At 41.6% G+C, this 15,695-nt stretch carries 11 protein-coding genes; 8 read left to right on the top strand and 3 right to left on the bottom strand.

All coding sequences use genetic code 11. From position 1 onward, the window contains the following. Positions 1-27: 27 nt before the first annotated feature. Positions 28-267, bottom strand: a complete 240-nt coding sequence (locus IEX80_RS12380; protein ID WP_176623248.1) for a hexameric tyrosine-coordinated heme protein — start codon at positions 265-267, stop codon at positions 28-30. A 58-nt stretch (positions 268-325) separates the two neighbouring features. Next, entirely contained in the window at positions 326-1,198 is an 873-nt protein-coding gene (locus tag IEX80_RS12385; RefSeq protein WP_188833075.1) for an AraC family transcriptional regulator, read from the bottom strand. A gap of 655 nt (positions 1,199-1,853) precedes the next feature. On the opposite strand from IEX80_RS12385, the gene IEX80_RS12390 reads away from it, so the two are divergent. From IEX80_RS12390 to hmpA, 7 genes are all read left to right on the top strand, one after another. Then, entirely contained in the window at positions 1,854-2,675 is an 822-nt protein-coding gene (locus IEX80_RS12390; RefSeq protein WP_176623250.1) for a sensor histidine kinase, read from the top strand. Positions 2,676-2,838: 163 nt separating this feature from the next. Further along, a complete protein-coding gene (locus tag IEX80_RS12395) occupies positions 2,839-3,246 on the top strand; it encodes a hypothetical protein (protein ID WP_188833076.1) in 408 nt (135 codons plus the stop codon). After that, positions 3,246-3,590 carry a hypothetical protein gene (locus tag IEX80_RS12400; RefSeq protein ID WP_188833077.1) on the top strand — a complete coding sequence of 115 codons (345 nt, stop codon included), beginning with the start codon at positions 3,246-3,248 and terminating at the stop codon, positions 3,588-3,590. Before IEX80_RS12395 ends, IEX80_RS12400 begins: the two co-directional genes overlap by 1 nt. A gap of 22 nt (positions 3,591-3,612) precedes the next feature. Then, positions 3,613-4,731 carry a PAS domain-containing sensor histidine kinase gene (locus IEX80_RS12405; protein WP_176623256.1) on the top strand — a complete coding sequence of 373 codons (1,119 nt, stop codon included), beginning with the start codon at positions 3,613-3,615 and terminating at the stop codon, positions 4,729-4,731. Positions 4,732-4,817: 86 nt separating this feature from the next. Beyond that, positions 4,818-5,255 carry an RrF2 family transcriptional regulator gene (locus IEX80_RS12410; protein WP_090523487.1) on the top strand — a complete coding sequence of 146 codons (438 nt, stop codon included), beginning with the start codon at positions 4,818-4,820 and terminating at the stop codon, positions 5,253-5,255. Between the two features lie 369 nt (positions 5,256-5,624). After that, entirely contained in the window at positions 5,625-6,011 is a 387-nt protein-coding gene (locus IEX80_RS12415; protein WP_176623258.1) for a group III truncated hemoglobin, read from the top strand. Positions 6,012-6,053: 42 nt separating this feature from the next. Continuing rightward, positions 6,054-7,268, top strand: a complete 1,215-nt coding sequence (gene hmpA / locus IEX80_RS12420) for an NO-inducible flavohemoprotein (protein WP_229701615.1) — start codon at positions 6,054-6,056, stop codon at positions 7,266-7,268. A gap of 77 nt (positions 7,269-7,345) precedes the next feature. Here hmpA and IEX80_RS12425 read toward each other — a convergent pair whose 3' ends face one another. Beyond that, complete coding sequence (locus IEX80_RS12425) at positions 7,346-8,686, bottom strand: polysaccharide deacetylase family protein (RefSeq protein ID WP_188833078.1); 1,341 nt, start codon at positions 8,684-8,686, stop codon at positions 7,346-7,348. A gap of 213 nt (positions 8,687-8,899) precedes the next feature. On the opposite strand from IEX80_RS12425, the gene IEX80_RS12430 reads away from it, so the two are divergent. Beyond that, a complete protein-coding gene (locus IEX80_RS12430) occupies positions 8,900-15,382 on the top strand; it encodes an alpha-2-macroglobulin family protein (protein WP_188833079.1) in 6,483 nt (2,160 codons plus the stop codon). Positions 15,383-15,695: the final 313 nt, after the last annotated feature.

Raw genomic sequence — 15,695 nt, forward strand, 5'->3', positions numbered from 1 at the left:
AATTGGCAAAGCTCGGCCATTGTTGCGCTATCGCCAGTAATTATTAGCTGCAGCTATTGTAGCAAATTCGGTTGCCACTGTTTGCCCTACGGCAATGAGCATCGCTGCGTCTTCGGCGTAAACACCTCTTAGCTTACCACGAATTTCGGCATCGGGCTGAGTTACTTTGATGATGAGCCTTGCCATTTTAATAGCAAGTTCACGGCCTTCCTGTGGAGTTGCTGTGATTAAGGAGTTGCCCGGGATTAATTGTACTTCTTCTGACATGATGATAAATTTAATTAATTGGTTATTAGGTTGATTAAATAAGATTGTGAATAGCTTATTAAAAAACAGGTTGCAATACAGTGCCCCTTTTCTTAAAATCAGAAAAGCTGATCCCGGTAGCATTTTTAAAGAATTTACTGAAATGGGCCATATCGCAAAAACCCAGGTCATACGCTATTTTTTTCATGCAGTTGTCGGGGTGTATAGCTTGTTTTTTAGCTTCGGCTGCAACTCTTTGCCTGATGTGATGGCCGGCCGATTGTCCGGTCAATTTTTTTACCACTTCGTTAAGGTAATTGGGGGTTACAGATAATCTGTCGGCGTAATCGGCCACCATTTTATACTCCCTGAAGTTTTTATCGAGCAAGCTTATGAAGTTTTGTAATATGGAGGTATTGCGCGACTGTTTCGGCGCTTGTTCCATCGATTCCAACTGGCGTGAAAGATAGATGAGGAAGATCTTAAAATATCGTTTTAATATTTCGGCACGGTAAAGATTGTGCCGGCTATATTCTTTCATCATTATTTCGGTAATATCATTCATATCATCGGCCAGTTCGCTGTTAATGGTAACGATTGGTGTTTGATTAAATATTTGATGGATAGGGTTGTATATAAGGTCGCGGCCATAATCATCTACATCCAAAAACGAATCGGTGAACGATATTACGTAACCATGCAGGCTATTGCTAAATTTAAGATCATGCAGCTGGCCGGGTTTTATTAGCAGCAACTGATTGGTGTTAACCGCCTCCTTTTGCAAATTGAGCCTGTAATAGCCGTTGCCTGAAACTATCCATATCAGCATGAAATAATTGTTGGGAAGATCGACGCCGTTTTCTTTGATCCATTCGATAGTATGGATTTTGAAAGGGAGGTAATAAGATGCTTTCTCAAAATGTAACGGTGCAAAATCGTTAAATTGTTTCATGGCTGCGAAGTTTAAAGCTTGTAAAGCATGTGCCTTCTCTCTAATTTCGTGCCGATGTTTTTATTTTATTGATAGTCAGTTGTTTGCATTGTGTTTTGAATGATGGAGCTTAACGAAATATCATCATATTGCTACTTACGGAACGAAATATCGCATCTTTTTTATGTCACTAAACACATACTCGCCGGCAATCACTTGTCAACAGAACGGGTTGTTAAATGGTATCAGGAAAAACAATTTTACCGTTTATACCGACATGAACGCGGCTTAAGGTTGGAGTATAATATATAATATCGCGGGGTATTAATTATATAAATTAATATTGGTTTTATTGCAGGCAGGTAAATGCGATATGTAATTTATACATCAAAATCCATGTTTAATACATCGGCCGGTTTTATGAAGTATATTATTTTTATAAGTTGAATTTGAGTACAGGTTTATGTGTGTGGAGTTATGTGTAGCGAACAAGAACCTGTTAGTTTTAGGCTGACCATAAAAATAATATCAAGTGAATATCAATAAAAACTTATCGCGGTTTTATTGCAAGCTGACACTAACGGGCATTTTGCTTTTGATATCCACAAACTCGCCGGCGCAGCGTCACGATCATATCTTCCAGGCTGTTTTGTGGGCAAAAAATAGTGCGTTTGTTATGAGATGGGATCTTATAATTGTCGGCATTGTGGCGTTGCTTTTCGTTTTTGGGGGGGCTTATGTTGGTTATTGGCAAAAGCAAATAAACAGTAAACGGTTGCAGCTAAAGGAGAAGGAGATCAGTGAGCAAAGTCAAATGCTGCAGCTTTTAACTGCGGATAAAAACCGCTTGCTTGATGAAAAGGACTGGTTACTGAAAGAGGTGCATCACCGGGTAAAAAATAACCTGCAAATAGTGATGAGCCTGCTTAACACCCAATCGGCATTTTTAAAAAATAACGCGGCACTTGCTGCCATCCGTGAAAGCCAGAACCGTGTACAGGCTATAGCGCTTATCCATCAAAAATTATACAGCAGCTCAAACGTAGCCTTTATTGATATTGCTGTTTACATCAACGAACTGGTTAATTATCTTGCCGATTGTTACGACGCTCATGAACGGGGAATCAGGTTTGAACAGCAAATTGAACGTGTTAAAATAGACGTTGCCCAGGCCGTACCTGTCGGCCTTATGCTCAATGAAGCTATTACCAATGCTATTAAGTATGCTTTTCCGCACAAGCGTGGCTTTATAAACATCTCGCTTGGTACACTTGATGATAATAATATCATGTTGAGCATTGCCGATAATGGTATTGGCCTGCCGCAAGGTTTTGATATTAAAGAAGCGTCGTCATTGGGTATGGAAATGATGAAGGCCCTGAGCAAGCAGCTTGGCGGGAATTTTAAAATGGAAAATAGCGAGGGCGTGTCAATAACCCTGGTTTTCCGTGCCGAAAAGAATTTCGGGAATATCGAAAATGAATACTATCCTATATAGTATTAACGTCCTATTTGTCTTGGGTCATATGTAATTTGTACTACTGAAACCATAATTAGTACATTGATTTCGGGTATTTCCGGCCCGAACTTTACATTGTTAAATAACAGTTAATAATTAAGCATTAATTAATTGTGCGATAAAAGTGTAAAGCCCTCATGCTATGAAAAAGTTTGTTTGTTTGGCAGTTGCCTTCTTTACAAGTGTGTTGATGTTTATAGCAACAGGTTTATTTATTAAGCTTAACACATGTTTGATGGAACAACTGGTGCCCGCCAGATTTTTCATAATCGTGCTTTATAGTATATGTTCATTGAAATTTGCTTTGCTGGTTATTATGCTTATGCCGGACAAACCCGTGCTTAAGCAAATAAGCATTGGTTTTATATCGGCCGATATGTTTTTACAGCTATCGGGCAGCGTCACCGGCTTGGCAATAAGCGTACCTGTGCCGCTTATTGCAATACAGGCATTGCTCCTGCTTTTTTACATGACTTTGCAAGGCGGTTTATGGCTTTATAAGGCCAATGCAAACACTATTGAAAATGAATTGATGGCATCACCTATTTAATGAATGACAATATGCATCACTATGATGAACAATTGATTAACCTCATTATTGATCTGCAGGAGCGGGGCTTTAATCACGATTTTGTAATTGAGAATGAATATATCAGGTGCTTACAATACAACGAACTGATTTCGCCCGATGATTTTGATATCCTGGAAACCTATCACTGCAAATCATCGGGAAAGAATAATGATTGTAGTTTGGTGTATGCCATTCGGTTAATTAACCATGACATGAAGGGCATATTAATGAGCGATTACGGGGTGTACATTAAAGGGATGTCATTAAGCTTATGGTCAAAATTTAATAATGTAATCAGGTTAAATCTATCAGTAATAAAATAAAATTTAAGAAAAACATATCCAAATGAACAGGGAAATCAGAAATATGGAAAGCCGGGCGGGGCTAATGCCCGAACATACCATAGGAGCAGCATACATAGGCAATTGGAAAATCCAGCTCCGGTCAAATAGGGTATCCTTTTGCCCGCGGATGCGCAAGATGCTTGAGCTATCAAAGGGATATGATGAAAATATCGAACAACTTTTTGGGCTGGTTAAACCCGGGCAGTTGAGCGGACTTATCCATGAGTTTAAGGTTGCCTCCTTTAATGGTACCAAATTTGAAAAGCAGGTGCAAATTGTAACTCCATCCGGTACCGAAAAATGGATCCGGCTTACAGGTGTTTTATACTCACGCAGGTGGGGTACTGCCGAACAAATGATTGGTACCATTGAAGATGTTACTCAGAAAGTTAACGAGGAATGCCTGAGCATGGCTATTGTAAATCATGAACTGCGTGCGCCGTTAACTATTATAAAGCTCAATACCCAGTTTTTAATTAACCATCTTGCACTCAGCATCAATAAACAACCGGTGAGGTTGCTGAACATGGTTGATCAGCACATTAACGGGATGACCAAACTGATTGATGAATATTTATCACCATCAACCGGCGAGGACAGATCAACACAGCTCAATTATAGCCTGTTTGATATTAACGACCTGGTTGATACAGTGCTTGGTGAAATGAGGATCCTTTATCCCGGGCACCGCTTTTGTAAATATCCCACTGCCGATAGCATTTTGGTTAGGGGAGATAAATACAAGATTATCCAGGTGCTGATCAATTATTTAACCAACGCTGCCAAATTTTCGCCACCATGCTCACACATTAACATTAATATAGACTGTAACGAAAATGATGTTGAAGTATCGGTGCATGATGAGGGGGTAGGGATTAATGAGGAAAGCAGCCAGGCGCTGTTCCAGAAGTTTTACCAGTGCAATCAAAAATCGATAAGGCAAAAAAACAGCAAAGGCCTGGGTTTGTATATTGTGAAAAGCATTATCCAAAAACATGGCGGTACAGTGAAGGCCGAAAACGGAAAGGATGGAGGTGCTGTATTTTCTTTTAGCTTGCCGCTTAACCAGCAAAATAAATTTAACGTCACCAGCCCGGAAGCAATAAAACTAATGGCATAAACTGTCAGGTTTAAGTAAACGAAACAATAAAAGATATTTATATCTTTTATTGTTGATTTAAATAATTACTTTTGCTTTATAAAGCAATGGGAATATTTTCAAAAACATGTGAGTATGCGGTAAGGGCGGTATTTTTTATAGCCCAGCGCACCGCCGACGGCAGTAGGGTTGGCATAAAGGAAATAGCCGTAAACATTGATTCGCCCGAGCATTTCCTGGCTAAAATACTTCAGGATTTAAGTAGAAGAGGTATTATTCAATCGGTAAAAGGGCCCAACGGCGGTTTTTATCTTGATGCACAAAGCCTGGCCCGCCCGCTATCAGATGTAATAGAAGCGGTTGATGGCGGTGGCATATTCAGGGATTGTGGTTTAGGGTTAAAAGAGTGTTCGTCAAAAAATCCATGTCCCTTGCATCATGATTTTTTAGATGTAAGGAACCGTTTACAAAACATGCTTGAATCTATCACCATAGGCCAGTTCAACGAAGACCTGAACCTGGGAATTGTAGTACTGAAAAAATAAATCGCCCACCCGAAAAGTTAGGCGCGGTCAAAGCATTCCAATTTTAATGAATTAAATAAAAGAGGATGTTGAAGTAGTTAATTAAAGGATAAAAAGGTATTAATATATTATATAAAAACCAAGTTAATACCTCAAAGAAATCCGATGGACTTTGAGGTGATATGAAAAGTAGAAGACTTACGAAATTTCAAAAACTTCATAAGTCTGGGCTCTGCAACTTGTCGCGAATAGCCGGTTGAAATACACTAAATGGTCTTTTTACGCGCGATTCTTAGACCGGTTTATACTGGCAAGGTGGTTAGGCTCAATGGAATAATAATTGTGATGGTTACTGCTAAATAGCGTGTATTTCAACAAATAAACAAACTAATGAACGATATAGAAGACCTAACATCAATTAAAATACTGGTTGATGAATTTTACACCAGGGTGCGCCTCGATGGTTTATTGGGGCCTGTTTTTGCCGAAGTTATAAAAAACGACTGGCAGCCGCACCTTGATAAAATGTACGCTTTCTGGAATGCTGCATTGTTTGGCGTTGCTGGTTTCAGAGGCAATCCCTTTGCCAAACATGCACCGTTGCCTATAAATGACGAGCATTTTAACCGTTGGCTGGAGCTGTTTACCCAAACGGTTGATACGCACTTTGCCGGGCCAATGGCTGATGATGCTAAGAACAGGGCGGGCCTGATGGCGGTAATGTTTCAGAGCAAACTCGCTAATATGAAGGGTGGGACCGGCAGGACTATTGTGTAATCCCCGTAGCCGCGTAATTAATTATAAATATATACTGTTAAAATGATGATTACTAAAGAACAAAAAGAGCTGGTTAAAGCCACAGTGCCTGTATTGAAAGAGCATGGAGTATTATTAACAACTCATTTTTACAACCGGATGTTTACTCATAACCCCGAACTTAAAAATGTGTTTAACATGGGCAATCAGCAAAACAGCAAACAACAAACCGCTCTTGCCATGGCTGTACTGGCTTATGCCGAGCATATAGAAAATCCGGGCGTGTTAATGCCCGTGCTTGATGGCATTGGTCAAAAACATACAAGTCTTGATATCAGGCCCGAGCATTATGCTATTGTTGGCGGTCACCTGATTGCCTCAATCAGCGAAGTATTGGGCGATGCCGCTACACCCGAGCTGCTCGAAGCATGGACTGTTGCTTACAATCAGCTGGCGGCCATTATGACTGGCCATGAACAAAACCTTTACAGTAAACAAGTGGCTAAAAAAGGTGGCTGGACAGGCTGGAGGCCATTTGTGGTAAAACAGAAAGTAAAAGAATCGGCAGAAATCACTTCCTTTTACCTTTATCCTACGCACGGCGGAGCGGTACCGGATTTTACGCCCGGTCAGTTTTTAAGCGTGCGTTTGTTTTTGCCCGAGCTGAACCTGTTACAACCCCGTCAGTACAGTATTTCAAGTGCGCCTAATGGCGAGTATTACCGGATTTCGGTTAAACGCGAAGCTGGAACAGCTTTGCTTGCCGATGGCATGATCAGCAACCGCCTGCATAATTTTGTTAATGAAGGTGATATCATCGAGGTATCTGCGCCGGCAGGTGGCTTTGTGTTAAATGGCGATGGTGACCACCCGATAGTTTTTATAAGCGGAGGTGTTGGCCAAACCCCATTAATGAGCATGATGGAAAGCCTGATCAAAAGCGGCAGTAAGCGACCAAAAACATGGGTTCACGGTTGCCGCGATAAAAATGTGCATGCTTTTAAAGAAGTTATTGAACACTGGGAAGGTAAAAACGAAGAGGTTAAAAAACATATTTTTTATAATGAGGTTGAGGAAGGAACCTCTGACGACTTATATGAAGGCTGGGTTGACCTGAACCAACTGGGCGATGAGATCTTTGAGCCCAATACCGAATATTACATTTGTGGACCGGCAGGTTTTATTGAACTGCATTACCGCGAATTGGTTAAAAAAGGGATCGATAAGCAACTGATCCATTTTGAAGAGTTTGGCCCCCAAACTTTGCAGTTGAACTAAAAGCAATTGTTAATTGGTGCTGAAGCAGGCTATTTTATCAAAAACTACTTCAGCATCAATTAAACTATCCAATATAATTATCCCTTCTTTAGCGTTACTATGCCTTCATTTGGCTGAGCCTGATAGAGTACATAGGTACCGTGCTGATCTTTAGCTGTACTAATCTTTTTGCTTTTTGAACCCTGGGTCACTGTTGCATTTGTCCAGCCTGGTGATACGTAGGTTTTGAGCGTTAACGGCAGATAATACATTTTGCCATCAAGGCTATGGCTTACTTTTACCTGTATTATGTTTCCTGTAGTTGAAGCATCGGCCTTGCCGTGCTCACGTTCGCGCATATAACGGGTTACATCGCCAAAAGTTGCTACCCATAGTTTATCGTTTTCGCTTTTGATGTATTGGAAATATTCATCGAGCAGAGTGCTTGGCAAGGCTTCGTAACCCATACCGTCAACCCCATGGAAAACAAGTACCAGCCAGGTATTGGTATGATTAAGCGTAGTATCAACCCAAAGCTTCATCATAGGTAGCGGTGTTTTTGTAGTTGCGCCGCGCTGCCATTGAATATAATCTTTATCTGTTGAGCCGGGTGTTTGTTTGCTGGCGCGATCAATTTCCTTTAACCATGGTTCGGGCATGCGATTGCGTAGGGCTGGATAAATTTTGAGTGCGTAGCCCATCACACGGTCGTTTTCAAAACCGTACGGGCACTCGGCCGAAAAGGTATGTTTAGGGCCAAGCTGGGCCAGGATATCGGCCTTGCTTTTTTCCAGTTCCCAAAGCAGGTTTGGCTCATCAAGTCCGGGCATACTGGGGTGGGTGATAGAATGACTGGCAAACTCGTAACCTTTGGCTGCATCTTTTCTGAAATCATTCCAGGTTGAACCTATGGATTGTTTAAACTCATCATTAGGTTCATAACCCGGTTTCAATTCGCCATTGCGGGCTTTAGCATAGATGTCATCCAGCACCTTAAAAGCTTTTTCCTTTTTACCGCTATCGTACAAACTTCCGGCCTGCGTATGCGAAGCGATGGTACCCATATAACCCAAATACCCTGTGGCCGAGCACCGCTCAAAAAAGTTTTGATCGTTGGTTGATACAGTTGCCGATTCTTTGATGATCTCCTTTACCGGGCGGCCAATAAATTTCCCATGGTATTTGGATCCAGGAATGGATCCGGTAATGATGAAAAATGTTGCTGGCATTTTAAGGCGTTCCATTACGGGTAGGGCTTTCCTGAACTGGTTCATGGAGCCATCATCGTAAGTAAGGGAAACAGCCCCGGTTTTGCCGTATTGCCATTTGGTTATTTCGGTTGTGCCCGGTTTGGTTTGGGCGTTGCTTTGCAAGCCTTGCAAGGCAATAAATGCTGTGAGCAGCAGGGTTTTAATTGGTTTATGATTGGTGGTAAGCATAACTAAAATTAACTTTTTAAATTAATTTACAAAGTAATATTGCTGTTTCAATTGGCTGGATATGAGGTCTGAAAACTATTTATGGAAAAAGATTTGTAATTGCATCTTAAAGGTAGAGTGATTGATCAACCGTTAAAAAACGTTAAATTTTAACCTATGGATATTTTATATCTTGGTACGTCGTTTAAACATCAACCAAAACCATTATCCAGCATGTTACCACAACTTGCCAAAAACCTTGCCTGTTTGCTTGTCTTAAGCTTAATTATTTCTGTTAACCCGATATGGGCACAAACTAAATATGACGTGCTCAATTTCCGGATCGATTCGTTGGCCGCAGTAGGCTTGCCTAAATCAGCATTGAAGGAGGTTGATAAGCTCGACAAGCTGGCCCACGATGAAAGTAATGCGCCGCAGCAAATTCGTGCAGTAATTTACCGGATGACATTTCAGTCGTACATTGAGGAAAATGCCTTGTCTGCCATTATCTCCCGGTTAAAAGCGGATATTGATAAGGCGAAGTTCCCCGTAAAGCCGGTGCTGCAATCAATGCTGGCCGAAATGTACTGGAATTATTACAAGGACAATCGTTACAATTACAGCCAGCGGAGCCGCCTTGAAACGCCCGGCAACGATTACACCAAGTGGGACCTGCAAACCATCATTTCAGAAACAGCAAAACAATACCGGCTATCGCTTGCAGATACAAAACAGTTACAGGCCACGCCAATCGGCACTCTTGATGGTGTTTTAAAGGGCGATAAAAGCATCCGTTATTTGCGGCCCACACTTTATGACTTACTGGTACAGCGGGCTTTTGAATTCTTTTTGGCTGACGAACCGGAAATCATCAAACCCAAAATGGCGTTCTCTGTGAATGATCCTGCTTTTTTTGGAGATGCCGGTTCATTTGTTAAGTTGAACGTCAATAGTGTCGACACCGCTTCGTCCTGGTATCAGGGAATTAAGTTGTTGCAGCAGGTTACAGCATTTCATCTGCACGAAAACAATACAGATGCCCTCGCTGATCTGGAACTGCAACGTCTTAAATTTCTGCATATAAAATCTACTTTAAGCAATGCCGACTCGTTGTATCTGGCGAGCTTAAAACGTACAACAGCCAATTATGCTGCTAAACCGATAAGTGCCGAAGCTTTAGTACAAATGGGGCTTTACTATCAAAATATTGATAGCCTGGTTACAGCGCATAGTTATTATGAAAAAGCTAAAGAGTTATTTCCGAACAGTATAAGTGGAAAAAACGCGAAGGCTTACATTCATGAGCTAGAGCAACAGGCCTTATCAGCCCAGGTTGAAGAGGTATATGCTCCCGGCAAACCATTATTAGCAAGCTTGCAGTATGCTAATATTAAACAGGCAAAGTTTGCAATTTATAGGGTTACCGATGCGCAAATAAATCAGCTGAAAAAAGGCAATAACCAGGATGAAGAATGGGAGTTAAACATCAGCAAAAAGGTGTATGATTTTGTAACCAAATTAAAGCCCGCGGAAACCGGCGAACTTTTGCTGCCTGATATGCACGATTATAAAAGCCACCATGCCGAATTTAAAATAGCACCGTTGCAGCCGGGCAATTATTTTATAGTAGTTGATGATGCTTTGCAAAATAAGCCTGCATTAACCGGTTTAGCGCGTTTTAGGGTAAGTGGTTTAGCCTACGTGACACGGCAACGGCCTAACGGAGTAAAAGAGATCAGGGTACTTGATCGTGATAGCGGAAAACCGCTTAAGGATGTAACGGTTGATGTATACAATACTTATAACGGTAAAGACAAAATGTTAAGGAACCCTATCAGTAAAGGCAACTCCGATGCTGACGGAGTATTCACTTTTACATGTAGAGGCAATTACTATAATGTAGACCTTTCAACTGACAATGATCGGCTAACCGGCAGGCAAAACTATGTTTATGGTGTTGTAGAAACATCGCAGCCGTCTGCCGAGCCTGTCGAAAAAACAATTTTATTTACCGACAGGCAGATCTATCGCCCGGGGCAAACAGTTTATTTTAAAGCGTTGCAGATAAGTACGTTGAATAATAAAAGCAGCATTGTGCCTAACGCGCAGATTATTGTTAGTTTGTTTGATGCCAACAGACAAAAGCAGGGCAGTCTGAACCTTAAAACCAATGAGTACGGTACCGTAACAGGTTCATTTATTATACCTCAGCAAACGCTGGGTGGAATGATGTCTGTAATTACTGATCATGGCTCGGTAACGATCCGCGTTGAGGAATACAAACGGCCTACATTCCAGGTAACATTTTCGCCGGCAAAGGAAACGTATAGGTTCAATGACTCCGTACGTATCAAAGGTAAAGTTACCGCGTTTTCTGGCTACGGGTTATCTGGCGCAGGAGTAGCTTATCACGTTAGGCGAACACCAGCATATCGCCCTTATTATTTAAAAATGGGAGGTAACGACTACATCGTAGGAGGCACGCCGGCTGAGATAGCATCTGATACCATTAAAACAAATACCAATGGCGAATTTCAGTTTGCATTTAAAGCTTCACCCGGTAACGGAAAAGTTCCGGATATGTATAATTACAGTATCGCCGCCGATGTAACTGATGGAAGTGGTGAAACACAGTCGGCAAATACCGAAGTCAAAGTAAGCGATAATGTGCTCGATCTGGATGGGACAGTGCCTGAAGAACTTTCAGTCAAGGATAAATTAACTATCCCGGTAAAGCTTAACAATATAAATGGCCAGCCGCAAAACGGTATGCTGAATGTGAAGGTGTATTCGTTAAGGCAACCAGAAAGCGTGTTCAAAAAACGGTTATGGGAAGCGCCTGATCAACACCTGATGGATGCCGGTGAGTTTAAAAAGCTGTTTCCGGGCTATGCCTATAAAAAAGAGGACAAGCAGGAAAACTGGCAAACAGATAAAACTATTATCGACGACCGCATAACTGTTGCAGATAGTACCTATAGCCAACTTGATCTGGCGGCAATGAAACAACAGCCAACCGGCGTTTATAAATTGGTTATAAATGCCAGGAGCGGTAAGGGCGATACTACATCGCAAACATATTTTATCAAATTTCACGCTGAGGCTGGCAGGGCACCAGATATGGATAGCTGGGCAACTGTCATTAATGATAAAATAGATAAGGCCGGGCAAACTGCCGAATTTTGGTTGGGCACAAGCAGGGAAACCCATCTCCTGGTTGAAAAATATGAGGGGCCTAAAATGCTATCGGCAGAGTGGCTTACTGTTAGCGGCGGTCAGCAGCGGAGCTTAAAAATACCTGTGCCTGCAACCGCTAAAAACAATTTCGCGGTGCAATTTTTAATGCTGAACGATAACCGTTTGTACCGCAGCTATACCCACATCAAAATAAAAGACATTACATCGGCATTAAAGGTCCGGTTGCTTACTTTCAGAAATAAGTTACAGCCCGGCGAAAAAGAACAATGGAAAGTACAGGTATCGGCGCCTGGTAAAGAAAAGGAGCAAGCCGAATTATTGGCCGGTATGTATGATGCCTCGCTCGATGACGTTGCAATTCCGCAAACCTGGGATAAGCAATTACCAACATATGACGGCAACAATATCTATTATTTCAGTTGGGAAAATTATGATCAATTTGTAGAGTTAATTAGCACTGCGCCCTTTGATTATTCCCGATACTATCAAACACCCATTGTTGCAAGTTTTAATTATGAAACGTTGGATTGGGCGGACTACAATTACTTTGGCGGTTATAACTATGGTTACAACAACTATCTCGCATCCGTATCAAATTATAAAAATGGTTCTGCTAAAGACAGGCAGATAGAGGCTTTGTTCATCAAAAACTCAGCCCTTGTAAAAAACGGCTCAATAGTAAGCGGCCGGGTGCTTAACCTGTTTAAAATGCCAATAGCAGATGTTAAGATCGCAATCAAAGGCACAAATATTAGTACAACATCCAATTCATTAGGTTTTTATAAGATTAAAGTACCCAAAAATGCTACACTGGTGTTTAGCGGAAAGTACCTGGCTACGTTATATATGAACCCGCCGGTAAATGGGTATGTGCGGATGGGTTTGAAAAATGCCGCTCGTGTAAGATTTAACGGAAAGGATTATCTGAAGAAAACGTCTGCGGATACGGATGGATACATGGCAGTTAGTGAGCCGGTTGGCAATAGTGATATGACAGGAGTTGTCGAAAGTGAACCTAACGCAATGTACGCGTTGGCGGGAAGAGCGCCCGGGCTACAGGTTGCTTACGATGTAGCATCGGTAAATCAATATGCTAACAATAAAGTAGTTTTGCGGGAAATAGCCGTAAAGCCTGTTGGGAAATTTGATAAAGAATTACTATCTGTTGGTTATGGTACACTTAAACCCATCGCTACCCGCAAAAACTTTAACGAAACCGCTTTCTTTTACCCGCAGCTCCGTACAGATGAAAAAGGACAGGTATTGATTGAGTTCACCATGCCCGAGGCGCTTACCAAATGGAAGTTCAGGGCTTTTGCGCATAACAAACAATTGCAGCTTGGATATACAGAAGCTGAAGTTGTTACACAAAAACAATTGAGCATAAACGCCAATATGCCCCGCTTTTTACGTGAAGGTGATACGGTGACCGTTTCCGCGAGGTTGGCTAATTTAAATACAGAACCACTGAAAGGGAATGTTGAGTTGCGACTATTCAACGGCATTAATATGCTGCCTGTTTCATTATTGGTAAACAATAGCGAGGCGCAGCAAAAGTTTGAGATTGATGGCTCTGCAACAAAACCAGTTTCTTTCAAATTGGTAATTCCGTCTGGCCTTGATGCGCTTACTTATCGCTTAACTGCCGATGCGGGTAAATACACCGACGGCGAAGAAAATACTATCCCGGTATTGCCAAACCGTATGTTGGTTACCGAAAGTTTGCCGATGATGGTGCGGGCCGGGCAAACTAAAACATTCAATTTTGATAAGCTAATTAACAATAGCAGCATCACGTTAAAAAGTAAAACTCTCACGCTGGAGTACAGTCAAAATCCAGCCTGGAATGCTGTGCAGGCCATTCCTTACATGATGGAGTTTCCGTATGAGTGTTCGGAACAATTGTTTAGCCGTTATTATGCCAATAGCTTGTCGACAGATTTGATCAGTAAAATGCCGCTGATTAAGCAGGTATTTGATCAATGGAAAAGTGGCGACAGTAAAGAATTGCTCTCCAATCTCGAAAAGAACCAGGAATTAAAAGCCACACTGCTCGAAGAAACACCATGGCTGCAGGATGCTCTTAGCGAGTCGGAGCAAAAGAAAAGGATAGCCCAGCTTTTTGATCTCAATAAAATGAGCTACGAAATGAAGGCTAACCTGGATAAACTGAAACAAAAGCAATTACCGAATGGCGCTTTCTCCTGGTTTGGGGGCAATTATGCCGATGATTACATCACCCGCCATGTTTTGGAAGGAATAGGACAGCTTTATCACCTGAAGATAGCCACAGCCGATAATAAAATATTAAAAGAGATTGCCGGCAAAGCGCTTGGGTATATGGATGCCGGGCTGGTAAAACAGGATAAAGAAGAGAAGAAACAAAAGGACTATCAAAAAAGAGAGATTGGTTACGATGAAGCCCATGCGTGGTACGTGCGGAGTTACTACACTGATAAGCCAATGGAACCGGCGTTAAAATCTATCTTCAATAATTATCTGAAACGAGCCGAAGATCAATGGGTAATGCAAAGCATTTATGAGCAGGGAATGATAGCCGTGACTATGTTGCGCAACGGCAAGCCATTGGTGGCAAAGGCCATCATTAAATCGCTGATGGAAACTACACAAACTTCGGATGAGATGGGAATGTACTGGGGTAAAAACATGGTTGGTTATTACTGGTACCAGTCGCCGATTGAAACGCAAAGTTTAATGATTGAGTTGTTCACTGAGGCTGGTAATAACGCAAAAGCGGTTGAGGAAATGAAAATATGGCTTATGCGCAATAAGCAAACCAATAACTGGAAAACCACCAAAGCGACTGCTGCTGCTGTATATGCCCTATTGCTGAAACAGGAAGACTGGCTGCAAGGTGGCGCATCTGAAATTAAGCTCGATAATAAGCCTGTCGCCGATTTAAAACCGGATGTAAAGGCTGATGCAGGTACAGGCTATATCAAAGCCAGTTGGGGTGACGAGCAAATAAAGCCGTCATTAGGCAAGGTGGAGATCAAAAACAAGGGGAAATCCATCAGCTACGGTGCAATGTACTGGCAGTACCTGGAGCAAATGGATAAGATCACCCCATCGCAAACGGATATTCACCTTGAACGTAAATACTTTATTAAAAAACAAACAGATGCAGGGCCTATATTACAGACAGTTGATGCGGCTCATCAGCCTAAAACCGGCGATCTGCTCAAAGCGGTGATTTATTTAAAAGCCGGTCGTGATTATGAATATGTTCAGTTGAAAGATCTTCGCCCGGCGGGTGCAGAGCCCGTATCAGTTCTGTCCGAATATAAATATCAGGATGGCTTATCCTATTACCAGGTAAATAAAGATGTCGCTACCAATTTTTTTATTAGTAATTTAAATAAAGGCAATTATGTGTTTGAATACGAATTGCGGGTAGTACAGCCTGGCAATTATTCAACGGGGATTACCAGTATCCAATGCATGTACGCGCCGGAGTTTAATGCACATAGTGAGGGGAGCAGGGTGGTGTTTAAGTAGAATGATAAGCTTTAAAGTAAAAAGTGAAGTCTCCGACCTCGGATGATTATGCCTGTAATCTTCAGACTACGGTGGTTCAAATAGCGAGGCTGTATAAATCAAATTTACCGACCCATGACGTTGTGTTACCTGTGAATTGAAATTGGCTGATAATATTTATACAAAAAGAGGGTTAACATATTTTTGTATAAATAAGTGTCAATTATTTGATTATGAGTTATATATGTGAATGTTAACCCCGAATTCTGTTAACCCTGTTAAACCCCTTTTTGTCAGTAAAGGCAACTCACAATTATAGCTTAAGTACCCAGAT

It is taken from the genome of Mucilaginibacter rubeus, assembly GCF_014643835.1.
Lineage (GTDB): Bacteria > Bacteroidota > Bacteroidia > Sphingobacteriales > Sphingobacteriaceae > Mucilaginibacter > Mucilaginibacter rubeus.

Bases quoted from the DNA above. Each gene is read 5' to 3' on its own strand.
- IEX80_RS12380 (WP_176623248.1), bottom strand. From the start codon at position 267: ATGTCAGAAGAAGTACAATTAATCCCGGGCAACTCCTTAATCACAGCA.
- IEX80_RS12385 (WP_188833075.1), bottom strand. From the start codon at position 1,198: ATGAAACAATTTAACGATTTTGCACCGTTACATTTTGAGAAAGCATCT.
- IEX80_RS12390 (WP_176623250.1), top strand. From the start codon at position 1,854: ATGAGATGGGATCTTATAATTGTCGGCATTGTGGCGTTGCTTTTCGTT.
- IEX80_RS12395 (WP_188833076.1), top strand. From the start codon at position 2,839: ATGAAAAAGTTTGTTTGTTTGGCAGTTGCCTTCTTTACAAGTGTGTTG.
- IEX80_RS12400 (WP_188833077.1), top strand. From the start codon at position 3,246: ATGAATGACAATATGCATCACTATGATGAACAATTGATTAACCTCATT.
- IEX80_RS12405 (WP_176623256.1), top strand. From the start codon at position 3,613: ATGAACAGGGAAATCAGAAATATGGAAAGCCGGGCGGGGCTAATGCCC.
- IEX80_RS12410 (WP_090523487.1), top strand. From the start codon at position 4,818: ATGGGAATATTTTCAAAAACATGTGAGTATGCGGTAAGGGCGGTATTT.
- IEX80_RS12415 (WP_176623258.1), top strand. From the start codon at position 5,625: ATGAACGATATAGAAGACCTAACATCAATTAAAATACTGGTTGATGAA.
- hmpA (WP_229701615.1), top strand. From the start codon at position 6,054: ATGATGATTACTAAAGAACAAAAAGAGCTGGTTAAAGCCACAGTGCCT.
- IEX80_RS12425 (WP_188833078.1), bottom strand. From the start codon at position 8,686: ATGCTTACCACCAATCATAAACCAATTAAAACCCTGCTGCTCACAGCA.
- IEX80_RS12430 (WP_188833079.1), top strand. From the start codon at position 8,900: ATGTTACCACAACTTGCCAAAAACCTTGCCTGTTTGCTTGTCTTAAGC.